We start from the raw sequence: 15,874 nt of genomic DNA on the forward strand, positions 1-15,874 counted from the left end.
TCTGCGGAGTGTTATGCCACCGGCAGTTTATCCAGAATTGCCTGCGCGGTGTTCACATCCGTCACTAAGGAATTGATCATACCCGATCGCACCGCGCCGATAATCCCGGCAGCTTTTTCTGGCGTGGCGGCGACGCCAATGGTCAGCGGTGTTTTACGCAACTGCTCGACGGATGCGGCAATCATCCGCTCCTCACCTTCCCAGTGCAGCAACTCGCCGGACTCGGTGAAGTAATGGCGCAAAACATCGCCCGCCGCATCGCTCAGTGCCTGCTCGCCCGGCGTGGCGGTAGTGGATTCACTCGGCTTTGGCGTGTGCGTCAGACCGATGCCGACAATCGCCGCATCGAGCCGATCCCACAGCGAAATAATTTCCTGCACGCTGCGATCGGCGAGAAAGGCATCGCGCAGCGGCGCCGAAGAAAGATAGGGCGCATGTAAGAAATATGGCGTTCCTTCCATCTGTTCCGCCGCCCGGCGCACAAACTCGGTGATCTGGAAATGAGGCGCAGACTGTTGCATCCCGCCGTTCAGCGCCACGGTCATGATACCCGGCAATCGCGGCATCCCGGCCAGCGTCACTTCCCGCACCGCCCTTCCCCAGCCAATGCCCAACACCGAACCCGCCCCCAATCCGGCATCCTGCAACAGTGATGCCAGCGGGGTCGCCAGCGCACCCAGCACATTTCCCGGCGGCGCATCGACCACGTAGGCCTGCTTTAATCCGAGACGTTTGACCAAATCTGACGTCATGTCTTCCGGCGAAGATAATCCCACGACTTCGATGCGCACAATGCCCGCCGCACGGGCCTTATTGAGCAATCTTGAGATGGTGGCCGTTGAGACATCCAGCTTGCGAGCAATCTCCACCTGAGACATATCAGACTCGTAGTGCAGCTTCGCCACTAAATGCATCATGGCACGGGTTGCTGCAATATCTTGCAAAATTGGCTCTTTCAGCTTGAAATTCCTTTCAGTAATGAATTACACTCAAATCGTCGATTGAGGAATTATTGCGCAACACCTGTAAAAATGCAATGTGCCGGATCGGGCTTCAACCCTTGTAAAACGGCGTGTTACGCGATTTTCCACCCCTATTTGGTCCGGGGTTAAGACAGAACGTCCAGTGTAATCGAGATTTTTTAATCTGTAATAAATTTCACGCAAAGGAGAGTTCCATGTCAAAAATGTCTACTTCAGAATTACGCAGCTATCAGCAGATTTGTGGGAAAAATGGCGCGATGCTGGTGATCGCCTGTGACCAGCGCGGTGCCATGCGCAGCCTGCTGGCCAGCGACCCTCAGCAACAATCCGCGATTTCAGAACACGAACTCGGCCTTATTAAAGCGGACATCACCCAATATCTCGCCAGCAAAGCCTCGTGTGTGCTGGTTGATCCGGTGTGTGCCGTGCCGCAACTGGTGGACGACGGCATTATTGCCCGCGACACCGCCCTGCTGATCGGCCTGGATGCGTCGGGCTGGGATAACTCGCCGGAAGGCTACCGTCTGTCACGGCTGGTTGCCAATGTGGATGCGCGACGTGTCCGTGAGTTGGGCGCGACCGGCGGAAAAATCATGGTGTATTTGCGCGGCGATCAGGAAGCCGCCAACCGCCATAACATTGAAATCCTGCGTCAGTGCATCGACGATTTTGCCCGCGAAGACCTGCTGTTGGTGGTGGAGTTCCTGACCTACAAACTCGATAACGAAACCGAGGAAGAATATAAGGAAAAAGTCCCGTCACTGATTTATGGTGGGACGAAGATTTGTCTGGAATGCGGCGCGAAAGTGCTGAAACTGCCTTATCCTGGCTCCAGACAGGCTTGTGCAGATATCACCACGCTGGCGGGCGACGTGCCGTGGGCGGTGCTGTCAGCGGGCGTTGATCACACGACTTTCCTCAAGCAAGTGGCTGACGCAATGAGCGAAGGGGCATCGGGCGTCATCGCCGGGCGTTCACTGTGGAAAGACTGCATTTCGCTTGACCGCAGCGCGACCAAATCCCGACTGGAATCGCTCGCCGTGCCGCGTCTGAACGAACTTCAGGCCGTTATCCAACAGTATTTCCGCGCACCGGCGCACAACCAAACTGAACAGGTGGAACATGTCTGAACACAGAAGCGCCTCACGAAATGGCTTTGCCGGAAAACGCGTTGTCCTGGTCAACGGGATCCCCGCATCGGGCAAAAGCCGGCTCGCCGTTGAGCTTTCTGAACGCAGCGGCTGGCTGCAACTGTCGCTGGATGGCATCAAAAATCCGTTTCTTCAGCGGCTGCAAAATGTCGATCGCCCGTTTAACCGCGTGCTGGGTCAGGCCAGCTATCAGGTGATTTGGGATATCATCGCCACAGCGCCACAGGGCAGCACCTTTATTGTCGATGCCTGGTTCGGTTTCCAGCCAAAAGACGTTTTGCAGGGATATCTGCAACAGGCGGGCGTGACGCAGTTGGTGGAAATCTGGTGCAAGATTGATGCAGAACGCGTGGCTGACCGTTTTTCTTCACGGCTGGCCGAACGGTTACCGGGACATGTCGGGGCAGAATATATTCCCGAATTAAAAATTCTTGCAGGAAATGCGCTGCCCATGGCGCTTGGGCCGGTATATTCTCTCGATCAGAATAATATCGATGAAAATAGGCCTGTAAATATTGTTGTTATTCATGAATGGATAATGAATTCATTCCATACACAAACGCAATAAATTAAACGGGGAGAGATTACGTTACTGAACAAAGAAACAGACGGATGTGTGTTTTTTGGCTCACTCATTTATTACGACACATCGTTTTACATTCTTATCTTTGATAAATGAAAGTTTAATTAATAGCAAACAGGGTTGGACAGATCACAGTTTTTATTTAATTTAAATATCATACTGAGAAAAGGCCCTATTCATATGATGAGGTAATATGTTAAGCGACTGGATCAACGAAAATAATACCCAGATAATTCCGAAAACTGATGACTGGAAAAGTGCCGTGGCATTAGCGGTGCAGCCGTTAATTGATTCCGGTGCGGCAGAAAGCCGTTATCTGCAGGCGATATATGACATGCATCGGGAAATCGGTCCTTATTATGTATTGGGCGAAGGTATTGCGATGCCTCACGCCCGGCCGGAAGAAGGAGTTATCAGAACGGCGCTATCGCTGGTAATTGTTTCAGAAGGCGTCGAGTTCGGCAGTGAAGATAACGATCCGGTTTACGTTATTTTCGCTCTGGCCGCCGTTGACAGCCACTCGCACATTGAAATGATCGCCAGTCTTTCTCATCTGTTCTGCGATGACGAGGCGGGGAAAAAATTAAAAGAGAGTAATAACAAGCAGGAAGCATTAGAGATCATCCGACAGTTTTAGACGTGAAGTGAAGAGATATGAACATAACTCGTTATTCATCACCTACAAAATGCGTAAGGAATTCTCATGAAAAGATTATCGATTTTAGCTGTGTGCGGCGCAGGCCTGGGCAGCAGCTTCGCCTGTGAAATGAGTATCGAAGCCGCCTTAAAAGATTTAGGCGTCGAAGCGGATTTATCACACTGTGATATCTCCAGCGCTACCTCCACCCGTGCCGATATTATTATGACCGGTGAAAATTTTCGCTCACAGTTCCAGCATTACACCATCAAAGCCAATATTATTTATCTCAAACGACTGGTGGATAAGAATGAGATTAAAACCAAGCTGACGCCGGTACTTCAGGAAATGGGTCTTCTTGCCGTCCAATAATAAAAATACAATTATCCAATAGAACAACTCTACATCTCTACTACAGGGGACGCTTATGTCTTTCCTTCACTTTATTGTTAATGATGTATTAGGCCAGGCATCAATATTAATATCGCTGATTGCGATGATCGGTTTGATCGCATTGAAAAAAAGCCCCGGACAAATTATCACCGGCACATTAAAAACATTGCTGGGATTTTTAGTCTTACTTTCCGGCGCAGGAATTATTGTGAATGCACTGACCTTTCTGGGTGAAATATTCCAGAAAGGCTTTAATATGCGCGGTGTCGTGACTGATGTCGGGTCGATTGCCGGAATAGCCCAACAAACACTTGGGCGAGAAACCGCATTAATTATGGTGCTGGCGTTTATCGTCAATATTCTGATAGCCCGCCTGACGCGCTTTAAATATATCTTCCTGACCGGTCAGGCTTCCTTATGGATGGCGACCGTTTGCTCGGTCATCGGCTATATGGGTGGGCTGCGCGGTGCGGAGCTGATCATTACCGGCGGCGTGATCGCCGGTGTGATGGCGGTGGGGATGCCAGTACTGGCACAGCCGATTGTGCGCAAAATTACCGGTTCGGATGACTTTGCGCTCGGCCATTTCTGCACAATTGGCTATATCGTGCAGGCTGGGGTGGCGAAAGTCACCGGTGACGTCAGCAAAAGCACCGAAGATTTCGAGCTACCGCAAGCCTTCTCGTTCCTGCAGGATACCTATCTGTCGATGATGGTGGTGATGATCCCGATTTATCTCATCCCCGCTATCGCCGCCGGTCCGGACGTGGTCGCACCGTTCTCTAATGGCGTCAACTATCTGGTCTACGCCTTCCTGCAATCAGTACAGTTTGTCGTGGGCGTGTATGTGCTGCTTTCCGGTGTCCGCCTGCTGCTGGCTGAAATCGTCCCCGCCTTCCGCGGGATCGCCCTGCGCATCGTTCCGAACGCCATTCCGGCGCTCGATTGCCCGGTGCTGTTCCCCTATGCCCCGAACGCAGTCATCATCGGGTTTATTTCCACCACTATCGGCTCCGTCATCGGCATGTTCCTGTTCCCGAGCCTGGGGCTTGCGATGATTTTACCGGGCATGTTGACCAACTTCTTCGCAGGCGGTACGGCGGGGATCTTTGGTAACGCCGTGGGCGGGCGTCGCGGCGCGATTATCGGCGGCATCTTCCACGGGCTGTTTATCACCTTACTACCGGCGCTGTTGTTACCACTGCTCGGCAAATTCGGGTTCTCGAACGTGACGTTCAGTGACTCGGACGTTATCAGCGTCGGGCTGGTGTTCGGCCATATTCTCAACTTCTTCCACTAAGCGAACCTGAGGATTTTCAGAGATGGATACACGCATTGAGCAAATTTTAGCGCAGCAGCTGCCACCGCAGGAATCGGCCAAAGCGCTCAACGAGCTGGGAAAACAGTATCAGCAACAACAGGAACTGGACGCCGCCATCGCCTGCTGGGAACAAAGCATGGCCTGTTACGGCAAGCCCGGCGTTGCGCAGGCTCAGCTGATGAAAGCGTACAACGCGCGCCGACGTGAGTGCTCACAAGCCGGTGACGGCAAAGGGCTGGAAACCTATTCCCAGAAGATTGATGCACTGATGCAGCAAAGTAAGGACGCGATCCGCTACGGATTCTGAGCGGACGAATAAATGAAAAAAGCCAGAACACGATGTTCTGGCTTTTGCTTTTTTAAAGCTATCGATAATCTTAAGGATTCAGCGACTTTGTGCGCTGTGCAAAACTCTTACGCAATTTCTGCAATTTAGGTGGGATCACCGCCATGCAATAGCGGTTCTGCTGACCCGCGCCATCCCAATAATTCTGGTGATAGCCTTCGGCCACATAAACTTCGCCAAGCGGTTCGATGCTGGTCACAATCGGCTGACTGTGATCTGGCTGCGCGCGCAGAATGGCGGCTTCTGCTTCGGCCTTTTGCACATCATTGACAGGGAAAATGACCGAACGATATTGCGTGCCGACGTCGTTACCCTGACGATTAAGCTGGGTCGGGTCGTGCGTGACAAAGTGGATATCCAGCAAGTCACCGTAGCTGAGTTTTTCGGGGTCAAAACCCACACGGATGGCTTCCGCGTGGCCAGTTGCACCACTGCAAACTTGCTCATATGTCGGATTTGGCCGCGCACCGCCGGTATAGACACTTTCTACCGACTCTACGCCGATGACGTCTTTAAATACCGCTTCAGTACACCAGAAGCAGCCGCCGCCGAAAATAGCGTATTCGATTGTCATAAAGACTCCTTCACGTTGAGTACAAGGTAAATATGAGGGCATAAATATAAGGATAAAGGTATCACAACAAAATAAAGCCCACTGGTATTTATCAGGAAGGTCAAAGCATCTTTATGGATAAAGTCATTTACCTTATAAATAATAGTGGTATTACGTCTGATTGATCTGCTTATTTATTCGTGGCAGTATCATTGCGATTGAAATACATGGAATTCCCATATGAAAGACGTTATTGAAGGTTTCCTCAGATTCCAAAAAGAAGCGTTCCCCCAACGCTCTAAGCTCTTCAAAAAGCTCGCATTAAATCAAAATCCTAAAACACTTTTTATTTCGTGTTCAGACAGCAGGCTGGTACCGGAATTAGTCACCCAGCGTGAACCGGGTGAACTGTTTGTTATCCGTAATGCCGGTAATATCGTGCCTCCATTTGGGCCTGAGCCTGGCGGTGTTTCCGCTACCGTCGAGTATGCCGTTAAAGCACTGGGCATAAAGGATATTGTCATCTGCGGGCATTCCAACTGTGGGGCAATGAGCGCAATCGCCAACTGCACCTGTCTGGATCACATGCCTGCGGTCGCCCACTGGCTGCGTTATTCGGATGCGGCAAAAGCCATCAACGAAGCCACTGAACATGAAACACCGGAAGCCCGCGTAAACGGGATGGTGCATCAGAATGTGGTCGCACAGCTCGGCAATCTGCGCACGCATCCTTGTGTGGCGGTCGCTTTAGCCAAAGGCGAAATTACCCTGCACGGCTGGGTTTATGATATTGAATCCGGCTCGATTGAAGCCTATGACGGCAAGACTTTCATCTCGCTCTCCGATAATCCGGAAGTCACCGCGTCATAATACCTCTGCTCCGGGGGCCGAATAGCCCCCGGCTGACCGCCCGACCCCGCCCACTTTCTCACCGGATAAGCTCATGCCGATAACCGCGTTAAATCGTCTGGCCGATTTACTCGCCGCACAGTGGGACGCGCTGGTGCCTGCGCAACAACCGTTTCTTAGCCACGCGTTTTTATCCACGCTGGAACAGAGCGGCAGCCTCGGGCCAAATTCAGGCTGGCAGCCCGAACATCTGGTGTGGCAGGAAAACGGTGAAATCCGTGCCGCCATTCCGGGTTATCGCAAGCGTCATTCATATGGTGAATACGTGTTTGATCAGGGCTGGGCGGATGCCTGCCAGCGTTCGGGCATTGCCTATTATCCGAAATGGCTCGGCGCGGTACCCTTCAGTCCGGTGACAGGCGCACGTTTGCTCGGCGATGAAGCTGCCGCCGTCAGTCTTTTACAGGCGTTGCCGGAATATCTCGTCGAAAACGCCCTGACCGGCGCGCACATCAATTTCACCGATACCCGCGCCAACCGGCTGCTCGGCGAAGAAGCCGTGTGGCAGCACCGGCTCGGCTGCCAGTATCACTGGCAAAACCGCGGCTACCGCGATTTTCAGGATTATCTCGACGCCCTTACCTCACGTAAACGAAAGCAGTTTCGCAAAGAGCGCGAACAGATCGCGGCGCAGGGCATCGAATTTGTCTGGTTAAAAGGGGCAGAAGTGACTGAGGCACAGTGGGATTTTGTCTACCGCTGCTACAGCAATACCTACGCGGTACGTGGCCAGTCTCCCTACCTGACCCGCGATTTTTTCAGCCTGCTGGCGCAGCGGATGCCGGAGGCGATCCGTCTGGTCGTCGCGCAGCAAAATGGCCGCGACGTCGCGATGGCGTTCAGTTTGATCAGCGGAGATACATTTTACGGACGTTACTGGGGATGCCTCGCCGAGTTTGACCGCCTGCATTTCGAAACCTGCTTTTACCAGGGAATGGAATATGCGATTGCCAGCGGGCTGGCACGGTTTGACGCCGGGGCTCAGGGCGAACACAAATTACTGCGTGGCTTTGAGCCGGTGATCACCGACTCGTGGCACTATTTACGGCATCCGGGTCTGCGCGATGCTGTAGAAGATTTCTTAGTGGAAGAGCGTGCCGGCGTGCAGCGCTGGGCTGATGAAGCCCGTGAGATGCTGCCCTACAGGCACAGCGCCGAACCTTAATCCATCCCGACAAAGCCGCCGGTCTGATGCTGCCATAAACGGGCATAAAGCCCGCCGTGCGCCAGCAATTCGGCGTGATTGCCCATCTCGACAATCTGCCCTTTCTCCAGCACCACCAGACGGTCCATTTTGGCAATCGTCGACAAGCGGTGCGCGATGGCGATCACCGTTTTGCCGCCCATCAGCGTTTCCAGACTTTCCTGAATCGCCGCTTCCACTTCGGAATCCAGCGCCGACGTGGCTTCATCCATGATCAGAATCGGCGCATTTTTCAGTAACACGCGCGCAATCGCGATGCGCTGACGCTGCCCGCCGGACAGTTTCACCCCACGCTCGCCGACGTGTGCATCCAGCCCGGTTCTGCCCAGTGAATCATAGAGTTGCGGAATGAACTCATCGGCACGCGCCTGCCGGACTGCCTGCAACAACTCCTCTTCCGTCGCGCCCGGCCTGCCATAAAGCAGGTTATCGCGAATGGAGCGGTGCAGCAGCGAGGTATCCTGCGTGATCATCCCGATTTGCGCACGCAGACTTTCCTGCGTGACATCGGCGATGTTCTGCTCATCAATCAGAATGCGGCCACCATCGATGTCATACAGGCGCAGCAGGAGGTTCACCAGCGTCGATTTCCCCGCGCCGGAAGGCCCGATAAGACCGATCTTCTCACCGGGGCGGATCCCCAGATCCAGATTCTGAATCACCGGCGCGCCCTTCCCGTAATTAAAGTTAATATGATCGAAGTGGATCGCACCGCGATCGACTTTCAGCGCCTTCGCCTGCGGTTTATCCGTGACGGTCAGCGGCTGCGCGATGGTGTGCAGGCCGTCCTGAACTGTACCGATATTCTCGAATATCCCGTTCACCACCCACATGATCCAACCTGACATATTCACAATGCGAATAACCAGTCCGGTTGCCAGCGCAATCGCCCCAACGGAGATCAGCGACTGCGTCCACAGCCACAGTGCGAGCCCGGTACTCGCGACAATCAGCAAACCGTTCAGTGTGGTAATGGCGAACGCCATACCGGTGAGCAAACGGCCCGCCAGCTGCGTTTTGTAAGTCTGTTCGGTGATCGCATCACGGGCATATTGCTGCTCCAGGTCGCTGTGGGCGAACAGTTTGAGCGTCGCGATATTGGTGTAGCCATCGACGATACAGCCCATCAGTTTCGAGCGCGCCTCGGAGGATTCCACCGAACGTTGCTTCACGCGCGGCACGAAGAACCACAGGCAAATGGCGTAGCAGAAAATCCAGATAATCAGCGGGATCATCAGCCGCCAGTCGGCTTCGGCGAACAGGAACAGCGCACTCGCGGCGTAAATCACCACGTGCCAGATTGCATCGACCATCTGTACCGCTGAATCCCGCAGCGAGCTGCCGGTCTGCATGATGCGTTGGGCAATACGCCCGGCAAAATCACTCTGGAAGAAGTTCAGGCTCTGCTTAAGCACATATTTGTGGTTTTGCCAGCGCACCATGCTGGTCATGCCCGGTGTCAAAGTCTGATGCACCAGCAAGTCGTTCAGCCCGAAAAACACTGGCCGCAGGATCATCGCCACCGCCGCCATCCAGAGGAGTTCCCCCATATGTTCGGAGAAGAAACTGCCGGGCGGCGTATCTTTCGTGAGATCAATAATCTGGCTGAGATAACTGAACAGCGACACTTCAATCAGCGACGCCACCAGCCCGACCACCAGCAGCACGGCAAAACTCGGCCAGACCTGACGCAGATAATAGAGATAGAAAGGAAAGACTTTGCCCGGCGGCTCCCCACCCGGCGCCTCACGGAAGATGTCGATCATTCGCTCGAAACGGCGAAACAGCATGGCACACCTCTTAAGTAATTTATCGTCAGGGCTGTCCTGCTCTGATGTTCTGGCTTTTATAACGTAACAGAACCTATAAGCGTAGAGTATTTTTTGTATTCTACCTATTAAAAACATGCATTCTTATTATTCAATAAATAGTATAAAAAGTTGTGTTATTGATATTGAAATAAACCTCAACCCGATTTGGATCTCATTTCCAACATTCAGTCCATGCTAAAACATCTATATCATGAAGATGTCACGCATCATATCGCCGGAACATCAGGCTATAGCTTATGGATTGACAGAGTCATGTAGAGGAGACGAATGCCATTGGGGGAACTTCAAATGGCATTTTCAAATGGATTTAGAAATTAATGCATAATACCTTGATCAGTAGCGATAATCTTATCATGCAGGGAAACATTTAAATTCCATATTTGAGTTTCATCATTTGATGCTGCTGAATGAGGGCGTAATGTATATATATAGTTTCCGTTTTTGAATTCAAACCCCCGAAAATCATGACTGTAGTAGTTTGTGATAACCCGACCTTTCAGATGCAGTCGTGCTCCCGTTTTTTTATTGATTCCATCGTAACTTACATCATCACATTCAATTTCACCTTCCGGACAATTAACCTTAATATCTATATCAAAATGATGCCCTTCGAAATCGGGAATTCCGGGATGAAGCCTGTAGTCTTGCGCAAAACAATTCATGCTACACAGGAATATAAATGCTATTAACATTGTTTTTTTCATAAATTACACACCTTTTCGAAGGAAAAAATTACTGCATAACACCTTCATCAGTTGCTATGACCTTGTCTTTATAAAATACGTTTAAAATCCAAACTTGTCCTGAATCTGTTTCTTTAGAATTATCAGGATTCAGAACATAACTATAATCCCCGTTGTCAAATATATACCCCTGAAAATCATAGCTATGAGAATTGAACATTACGCGGCCTTTGAGATGTAGTCTCGCGCCTGTTTTCTTATTAATCCCGTCATAATCAACGTCCTTGCAAGTCATTTCGCCTTCAGGACAATTGTATTTTAAATCAATATCAAAACGTTTACCCTCAAAGTCTGGATGTCCGGTGTGCAGCTTATAGCCTTCAGCGTGACAAGCCACAGAGCCCATGATAAGAAATGACAATAGTATTTTTTTCATCGGGCATAGACTCCATTGTGGAAAACATTTAACTCTGACTTCCGTCTGTTCAACAAACCCTTTGAAAAATGATGATCAGTGTTCACCCAATGCAACCAGGCACTATCTAGATTGATAATTCTGTCTGCGGCATGAATCCAAAACTCATCACCGCAGAAAGATATTTATCTCATCATTATTTCTTCAGCACCGCATCTTTTTGCAACAGCGACAACACAAATGCCAGCACCATCACACCGGCGGAAATCTGATACACAGAGTGCAGTGCTGAGGCGAATGCCTGTAAATAATCATCGCGGATTGCTGGCGGGAGTTGCTGTACCGCCTGCGCACCCAGTGAGTGCGGAAGCTGGGTGCCTGCTGGGATCAGTTTCTCCAGCTGCGTCCGTAAACCGTGGGTGAACAGTGCGCCGAACGCCGCCACGCCGATAGAGCCACCGATAGAACGGAACAGCGTGACGCTGGAAGTCGCCACACCCAGTTGTTTCATCGACACCGAGTTTTGCACCGCCAGCACCAGCACCTGCATAACCATGCCCAGCCCGAAGCCGAGGACGCCGATATATAGATACAGCTGCGGCAGCGTGGTGCTCAGTTTGAGATTGCCAAGCATCAGCATGCCGATAAAACTCAGCAGGGTGCCGAAAATCGGGAACATCCGGTAGCGGCCAACCCGGCTGATGATGCGTCCACTGACAATCGAACTGACCAGCAGCGCACCCATCAGCGGCAGCAGCTGCATACCGGCCTGCGACGGGGACGAGCCTTTAACCACCTGCAAATAGAGCGGCAGAAAGGTCATCGAGCCCATCAGCGACATGCCGATGATAAAGCTGATGGCGCAGCTCAGCAGAAACGTGCGGTCACGGAACAGCCCGAGCGGAATGATCGGCTCCGCCGCCAGTGTCTCTTCGTAAATAAAACCACCGAGCGTCACCACGCCAAACGCCAGAATGCACCACAGCTGCGGATCCGACCACTGATAGACCGTGCCGCCTTCGCTGGTAAACAGAATGATGCTGGTCAGCGCCGCCGCGAGATACGCCGCGCCAAGGAAGTCGATTTCGTGGCGAATGCGCGCGGTTTGGGATTTCAGCGCGACGCCGATCACCAGCAACGCAAAAATCCCCAGCGGCAGGTTGATATAGAAAATCCAGCGCCACGACATGTGCTCAACCAGAAAACCACCGATCAGCGGACCGATGACCGTCGCCAGCCCGAACACCCCGCCGAACAGCCCCTGATATTTTCCACGCTCAGCCGGCGGGATCACATCACCCACCGCCGCCATGGTCACTACCATCAGCCCGCCGCCGCCCAGCCCCTGCAATGCACGCATGAGGATCAGCTGGGTCATATTCTGCGCCAGCCCGCACAGAACCGAGCCGAGCAGGAACACCACAATCGCCGTTTGCAATACGATCTTGCGGCCCAGCAAGTCCCCGAACTTGCCGTACAGCGGCACCACGATAGTCGACGCCAGCAGATAGGACGTTACCACCCACGAGAGCTGATCCAGCCCGCCCAGCTCACCGACGATAGTCGGCAACGCCGTCGAGACAATGGTCTGGTCGAGTGCGGCCAGCAGCATCACCAGTAACAGCGCAGAGAACAGAAGCTTGATCGACGGCTTCGTTTGCGTCACTTCGCTCTGCGCCGAATTCATAGTTGTCATCAATGCAATCCTGACTTGTAATTAATTAACTGTATAATTAATATTGACGCATCACTTTCATCCGGTCAATGGATCACCCCGCTCATGACAGACAGAAAAATCTTAGAAAAAGCGACGACAGCACAAAAGGTTCAAAAGGAAGGTGTGATAACCCCACGCCGTCCGGGTCGCCCGAGCGGGGTTAAAAAAGGCGTGGATAAGCGTGAACTGCTGCTGGATGCCGCCCTGAAACTCTTCGCCCAGTCCGGTATCGCCGAAACGCCGCTGAGCATGATAGCCAAAGAGGCGGGCGTGACCACCGCGATGCTGCATTACTATTTCAATACCCGCGAGCAGTTGCTGGACGTCCTCATCGAGGAGCGTTTTCAGCCGGTGCGCGCCGGTTTCAGCGATATCTTTGATACCCATGCCGATGATCCGCTGATGGCAATCACCTCGATGGCGCAGTGCATGATCGATGCAGCGGTAAAATATCCGTGGGTCGCCCCGCTTTGGGTGCGGGAAGTCATCAGCGAAAGTGGAATGTTGAAAAAGCGGATGGAAGAACGTAATGGTGATAAGAACCGCAAAATCGTGCACGACTGCATCACCCGCTGGCAGGCCGAAGGTCGCCTGAATCCGGACCTCGATCCGGCGCTGCTGTTCATCACCCTGTTCGGCCTGACGCTGTTCCCGCTCGCCTCAATGAAAATGCGCCAGGGCGCCGCATCACCGATTTCCCCCGAAGCGCTGCGCAAACATGTCTCCGTCTTGCTCTTCCATGGCGTTGCACCGCAGAAGCCATAAGCTGAACCCTTACAGTTACGGTAATCTCTCTTCATTCTCTTATTTTTGTATCGAAAAATACTGCGCAGACTCGACTATTATCACTGGCTATCCGTCACCATCAATACATAGGGAATGCCTTAAGAATGAAGGGAATGCCGCCGCTGATCCTCGCGTTGCTCGCCAGTTCGTTAGTGCTTACTATCGGACGAGGGGTCACACTGCCGTTCATCACGATTTACCTGACTGAGCACTACCATCTGCTGCCGAAAAGCGTCGGGATTATCCTCGGTGCCAGTCTGGCGATCGGCATTCTCAGCGGCCTGTATGCCGGTTATCTGGTAGACAGATTCAATCACCGCACGCTGATCACCGTATCCATCAGCTCTTTCGGTCTCAGCTTTTTATTGCTGCCGGCGCTGCCGAACGTCACCGGGGTGCTGCTGGTGCTGGCGTTGCTGAACACCTCTTACGCGCTGCTGAGCATTACCCTCAAAGCCTGTATCGCCAGCTGGCTGCCGATCGAGAAACGGGTGAAGGCATTTTCGATGAACTACACGCTGGTAAATGTCGGCTGGGCGGTCGGTTCATCCCTGGGCGTATGGCTGGCGGGGTTCAGCCCGATGCTACCGTTTGTGATTTCCGGCGCACTGGCTCTCGGTACAGTGATTTCACTCGGCTGGGGACTGCGCAATATTCCTCACAAACCGCCGCAGACCGGGCAGGAACAAAAACCGCTGCCAAAACCCAATTTGCGCCAGACGCTGGGCATTCTCGCCCGCGATCGCCGCCTGATTTACTTCACACTGGGCAGCACGCTCGGCTCAGTAGTCTTCGGCCAGTTTGCCGGTTATCTCTCGCAATATCTGATACTGGTTTCAAATGCGGAATTTGCCTACAAAATCATTGGCGCGGTGATGATTACGAATGCCGTGATTGTTATCGCCTTCCAGTACGTTTTAAGCAGTAGGATGAAACAGCAAACGTTGCTGAAATGGCTGTTCCTCGGCACGATATTCTTTATCGTCGGGCTGATCGGGTTTATGACCGCAGGAGAATCCGTACTGTTCTGGATGATTGCGATGGCAATTTTCAGCTTTGGCGAGCTGATCGTCATTCCGGTGGAATACATGTTTATCGACTTTATTGCCCCGGAAAACATGAAAGGCAGCTACTACGGCATGCAAAACCTGAGCAATCTCGGCGGCGCGATTAACCCGGTCATGTGCGGCTTCCTGCTCAGCTACGCCGCACCGCCGGTGATGTTTATCGCACTGATCGCAGCCTCAGTTGCCGGGCTGGTATTCTTCTGGATGGGGCACAGGCTGGCGGCGCAGGGCTCCCATTAAACTCCTGCGAGCGTCTGTTTTTAGTGAGTCGCCATTAGGCTTTTTTAGCATCAGGGCGATTCTCTGCTCCGTCTGGTGAAGAACGAGATGGAGCAGAGGATCTGCTCCCGGATACATAACGGGTATCCAACTGCGCGCCTGAAATTTACGACTCATATTTTTTCTGAGTTTAAAAAACCACCTAAATAAAGTGCCTGAATAAAGTCAAAACTCACGCAATTAACTTTAAATTAATTAACATGTGAAATATTAATTAATTGCATCCCATCTATTCGTCTGATCAATTTATTTCCATCATTGCATACATCGCTCTATTATCTATAATGCATATCGGATTTTTAATTTTCATCTCTTAAATGAAAGTCATCAAGACGCCAGATGATATGAGTGAGACCGTCTTGAGGCGAGATAACTCACTATTTTCAGTGTATTATTAAATAACACTCGCCTGTAAAAACAGTCAGTTAAACAACGAATAATGTGTTTACAAGCCAGAGGGCAATATGAAAAGGAATTTCCCATTAAATCAAGATCGATACCTGGAAAATTTAACTAACGAAAGCAATTTACAAAATGGAGTTTGTTTTGCGATGACTCAGGACTGGCTAATGAACGAAATGTCAGCAACCAGAAAAGACAAGCAATATTATAAAGAGGTTCATCGTTTCTTTTCCCGTCAACGGGCATACTGTGACTTTACCTGGCTCACGCTGGGACAAATGTTGGTATTAAAAAGCGATCGTTACAAATCAACAGATGAAAAGTTACTTCGGTGCTATGAAGGTCAAAGAATTCATCAAGATAATAAGAATGGGTTCTATTTTGTAGCCGTCGTAAATGATGTGGATTTTTTCCACTGCATAGGCGTATCCGTTAATCAGAAAACTTATCGAGTATTTGATGCTAACAATGGCGAGTTTGAATGCTTTAGTCACAATGAAGAAGAATCTAAGTTAAAACTTCGGAGTTGGATAATGGAAAAATATTATTCTCGCAAAAATGCACCTCACCTGACAATTGCCCGCTTATCGCTTAAATAAACGAAGAGAATGAA

The 15,874-nt window shown here is 51.5% G+C and carries 17 protein-coding genes; 11 read left to right on the forward strand and 6 right to left on the reverse strand.

The genetic code is table 11. The annotated features are described in order from the left end of the window. Positions 1-11 precede the first annotated feature (11 nt). Positions 12-944, reverse strand: coding sequence for a MarR family transcriptional regulator (locus tag GE278_20500; GenBank protein ID QLK62984.1), 933 nt, complete (start codon positions 942-944; stop codon positions 12-14). A gap of 233 nt (positions 945-1,177) precedes the next feature. Here GE278_20500 and GE278_20505 point away from each other — a divergent pair, with 233 nt between their 5' ends. The 6 genes from GE278_20505 to GE278_20530 all read left to right on the forward strand — a co-directional run bounded on the left by GE278_20505 (position 1,178) and on the right by GE278_20530 (position 5,375). Continuing rightward, positions 1,178-2,113: a tagatose-bisphosphate aldolase gene (locus GE278_20505; protein QLK62985.1), complete on the forward strand. Its 936-nt coding sequence runs from the start codon at positions 1,178-1,180 to the stop codon at positions 2,111-2,113. After that, entirely contained in the window at positions 2,106-2,702 is a 597-nt protein-coding gene (locus GE278_20510; GenBank protein QLK62986.1) for an AAA family ATPase, read from the forward strand. The genes GE278_20505 and GE278_20510 overlap by 8 nt, the downstream gene beginning before the upstream one ends. 208 nt (positions 2,703-2,910) lie before the next feature. Further along, on the forward strand, positions 2,911-3,354 hold the full coding sequence (gene cmtB, locus GE278_20515) for a PTS mannitol transporter subunit IIA (protein QLK62987.1): 444 nt from the start codon (positions 2,911-2,913) through the stop codon (positions 3,352-3,354). A 66-nt stretch (positions 3,355-3,420) separates the two neighbouring features. Next, entirely contained in the window at positions 3,421-3,726 is a 306-nt protein-coding gene (locus GE278_20520; protein QLK62988.1) for a PTS ascorbate transporter subunit IIB, read from the forward strand. Positions 3,727-3,781: 55 nt separating this feature from the next. Next, positions 3,782-5,047: a PTS sugar transporter subunit IIC gene (locus tag GE278_20525; GenBank protein ID QLK62989.1), complete on the forward strand. Its 1,266-nt coding sequence runs from the start codon at positions 3,782-3,784 to the stop codon at positions 5,045-5,047. Positions 5,048-5,069: 22 nt separating this feature from the next. After that, positions 5,070-5,375 carry a hypothetical protein gene (locus GE278_20530; protein QLK62990.1) on the forward strand — a complete coding sequence of 102 codons (306 nt, stop codon included), beginning with the start codon at positions 5,070-5,072 and terminating at the stop codon, positions 5,373-5,375. Positions 5,376-5,445: 70 nt separating this feature from the next. On the opposite strand, the gene msrA is transcribed toward GE278_20530, so the two are convergent. Next, on the reverse strand, positions 5,446-5,988 hold the full coding sequence (msrA, locus tag GE278_20535) for a peptide-methionine (S)-S-oxide reductase MsrA (GenBank protein ID QLK62991.1): 543 nt from the start codon (positions 5,986-5,988) through the stop codon (positions 5,446-5,448). 219 nt (positions 5,989-6,207) lie between these two features. Between msrA and GE278_20540 the strand changes: the two genes are divergently transcribed. Both GE278_20540 and GE278_20545 read left to right on the forward strand, forming a co-directional pair. Next, complete coding sequence (locus GE278_20540; GenBank protein ID QLK62992.1) at positions 6,208-6,837, forward strand: carbonic anhydrase; 630 nt, start codon at positions 6,208-6,210, stop codon at positions 6,835-6,837. Positions 6,838-6,910: 73 nt separating this feature from the next. Next, positions 6,911-8,041, forward strand: a complete 1,131-nt coding sequence (locus GE278_20545) for a GNAT family N-acetyltransferase (protein ID QLK62993.1) — start codon at positions 6,911-6,913, stop codon at positions 8,039-8,041. On the opposite strand, the gene GE278_20550 is transcribed toward GE278_20545, so the two are convergent. The 4 genes from GE278_20550 to GE278_20565 form a co-directional block, all read right to left on the reverse strand. Beyond that, positions 8,038-9,870, reverse strand: coding sequence for an ATP-binding cassette domain-containing protein (locus GE278_20550; protein ID QLK62994.1), 1,833 nt, complete (start codon positions 9,868-9,870; stop codon positions 8,038-8,040). The two genes, GE278_20545 and GE278_20550, sit on opposite strands and share 4 nt — an antisense overlap. Positions 9,871-10,226: 356 nt before the next feature. After that, positions 10,227-10,616 (reverse strand): hypothetical protein, encoded by a 390-nt coding sequence (locus tag GE278_20555; GenBank protein QLK62995.1) that lies wholly within the window; start codon positions 10,614-10,616, stop codon positions 10,227-10,229. Positions 10,617-10,644: 28 nt separating this feature from the next. Continuing rightward, positions 10,645-11,031, reverse strand: coding sequence for a hypothetical protein (locus tag GE278_20560; GenBank protein ID QLK62996.1), 387 nt, complete (start codon positions 11,029-11,031; stop codon positions 10,645-10,647). A gap of 175 nt (positions 11,032-11,206) precedes the next feature. After that, positions 11,207-12,706, reverse strand: a complete 1,500-nt coding sequence (locus GE278_20565) for a DHA2 family efflux MFS transporter permease subunit (protein ID QLK62997.1) — start codon at positions 12,704-12,706, stop codon at positions 11,207-11,209. 84 nt (positions 12,707-12,790) lie between these two features. Here GE278_20565 and GE278_20570 point away from each other — a divergent pair, with 84 nt between their 5' ends. The 3 genes from GE278_20570 (at position 12,791) to GE278_20580 (ending at position 15,860) form a co-directional block, all read left to right on the forward strand. Continuing rightward, a complete protein-coding gene (locus GE278_20570) occupies positions 12,791-13,492 on the forward strand; it encodes a TetR family transcriptional regulator (protein QLK62998.1) in 702 nt (233 codons plus the stop codon). 125 nt (positions 13,493-13,617) lie between these two features. Then, a complete protein-coding gene (locus GE278_20575) occupies positions 13,618-14,820 on the forward strand; it encodes an MFS transporter (protein QLK62999.1) in 1,203 nt (400 codons plus the stop codon). 503 nt (positions 14,821-15,323) lie between these two features. Beyond that, complete coding sequence (locus GE278_20580) at positions 15,324-15,860, forward strand: hypothetical protein (protein QLK63000.1); 537 nt, start codon at positions 15,324-15,326, stop codon at positions 15,858-15,860. Positions 15,861-15,874: the final 14 nt, after the last annotated feature.

The sequence above is a fragment of the Enterobacteriaceae bacterium Kacie_13 genome (assembly GCA_013457415.1).
GTDB lineage: Bacteria > Pseudomonadota > Gammaproteobacteria > Enterobacterales > Enterobacteriaceae > Rahnella.

Excerpts from the sequence above, each read along its gene's own strand:
- GE278_20545 (QLK62993.1), top strand. The coding sequence starts at position 6,911 with ATGCCGATAACCGCGTTAAATCGTCTGGCCGATTTACTCGCCGCACAG.
- GE278_20530 (QLK62990.1), top strand. The coding sequence starts at position 5,070 with ATGGATACACGCATTGAGCAAATTTTAGCGCAGCAGCTGCCACCGCAG.
- GE278_20570 (QLK62998.1), top strand. The coding sequence starts at position 12,791 with ATGACAGACAGAAAAATCTTAGAAAAAGCGACGACAGCACAAAAGGTT.
- GE278_20560 (QLK62996.1), bottom strand. The coding sequence starts at position 11,031 with ATGAAAAAAATACTATTGTCATTTCTTATCATGGGCTCTGTGGCTTGT.
- GE278_20510 (QLK62986.1), top strand. The coding sequence starts at position 2,106 with ATGTCTGAACACAGAAGCGCCTCACGAAATGGCTTTGCCGGAAAACGC.
- GE278_20550 (QLK62994.1), bottom strand. The coding sequence starts at position 9,870 with ATGCTGTTTCGCCGTTTCGAGCGAATGATCGACATCTTCCGTGAGGCG.
- GE278_20505 (QLK62985.1), top strand. The coding sequence starts at position 1,178 with ATGTCAAAAATGTCTACTTCAGAATTACGCAGCTATCAGCAGATTTGT.
- GE278_20580 (QLK63000.1), top strand. The coding sequence starts at position 15,324 with ATGAAAAGGAATTTCCCATTAAATCAAGATCGATACCTGGAAAATTTA.
- GE278_20525 (QLK62989.1), top strand. The coding sequence starts at position 3,782 with ATGTCTTTCCTTCACTTTATTGTTAATGATGTATTAGGCCAGGCATCA.
- GE278_20540 (QLK62992.1), top strand. The coding sequence starts at position 6,208 with ATGAAAGACGTTATTGAAGGTTTCCTCAGATTCCAAAAAGAAGCGTTC.
- GE278_20575 (QLK62999.1), top strand. The coding sequence starts at position 13,618 with ATGAAGGGAATGCCGCCGCTGATCCTCGCGTTGCTCGCCAGTTCGTTA.
- msrA (QLK62991.1), bottom strand. The coding sequence starts at position 5,988 with ATGACAATCGAATACGCTATTTTCGGCGGCGGCTGCTTCTGGTGTACT.
- cmtB (QLK62987.1), top strand. The coding sequence starts at position 2,911 with ATGTTAAGCGACTGGATCAACGAAAATAATACCCAGATAATTCCGAAA.
- GE278_20555 (QLK62995.1), bottom strand. The coding sequence starts at position 10,616 with ATGAAAAAAACAATGTTAATAGCATTTATATTCCTGTGTAGCATGAAT.
- GE278_20565 (QLK62997.1), bottom strand. The coding sequence starts at position 12,706 with ATGACAACTATGAATTCGGCGCAGAGCGAAGTGACGCAAACGAAGCCG.
- GE278_20520 (QLK62988.1), top strand. The coding sequence starts at position 3,421 with ATGAAAAGATTATCGATTTTAGCTGTGTGCGGCGCAGGCCTGGGCAGC.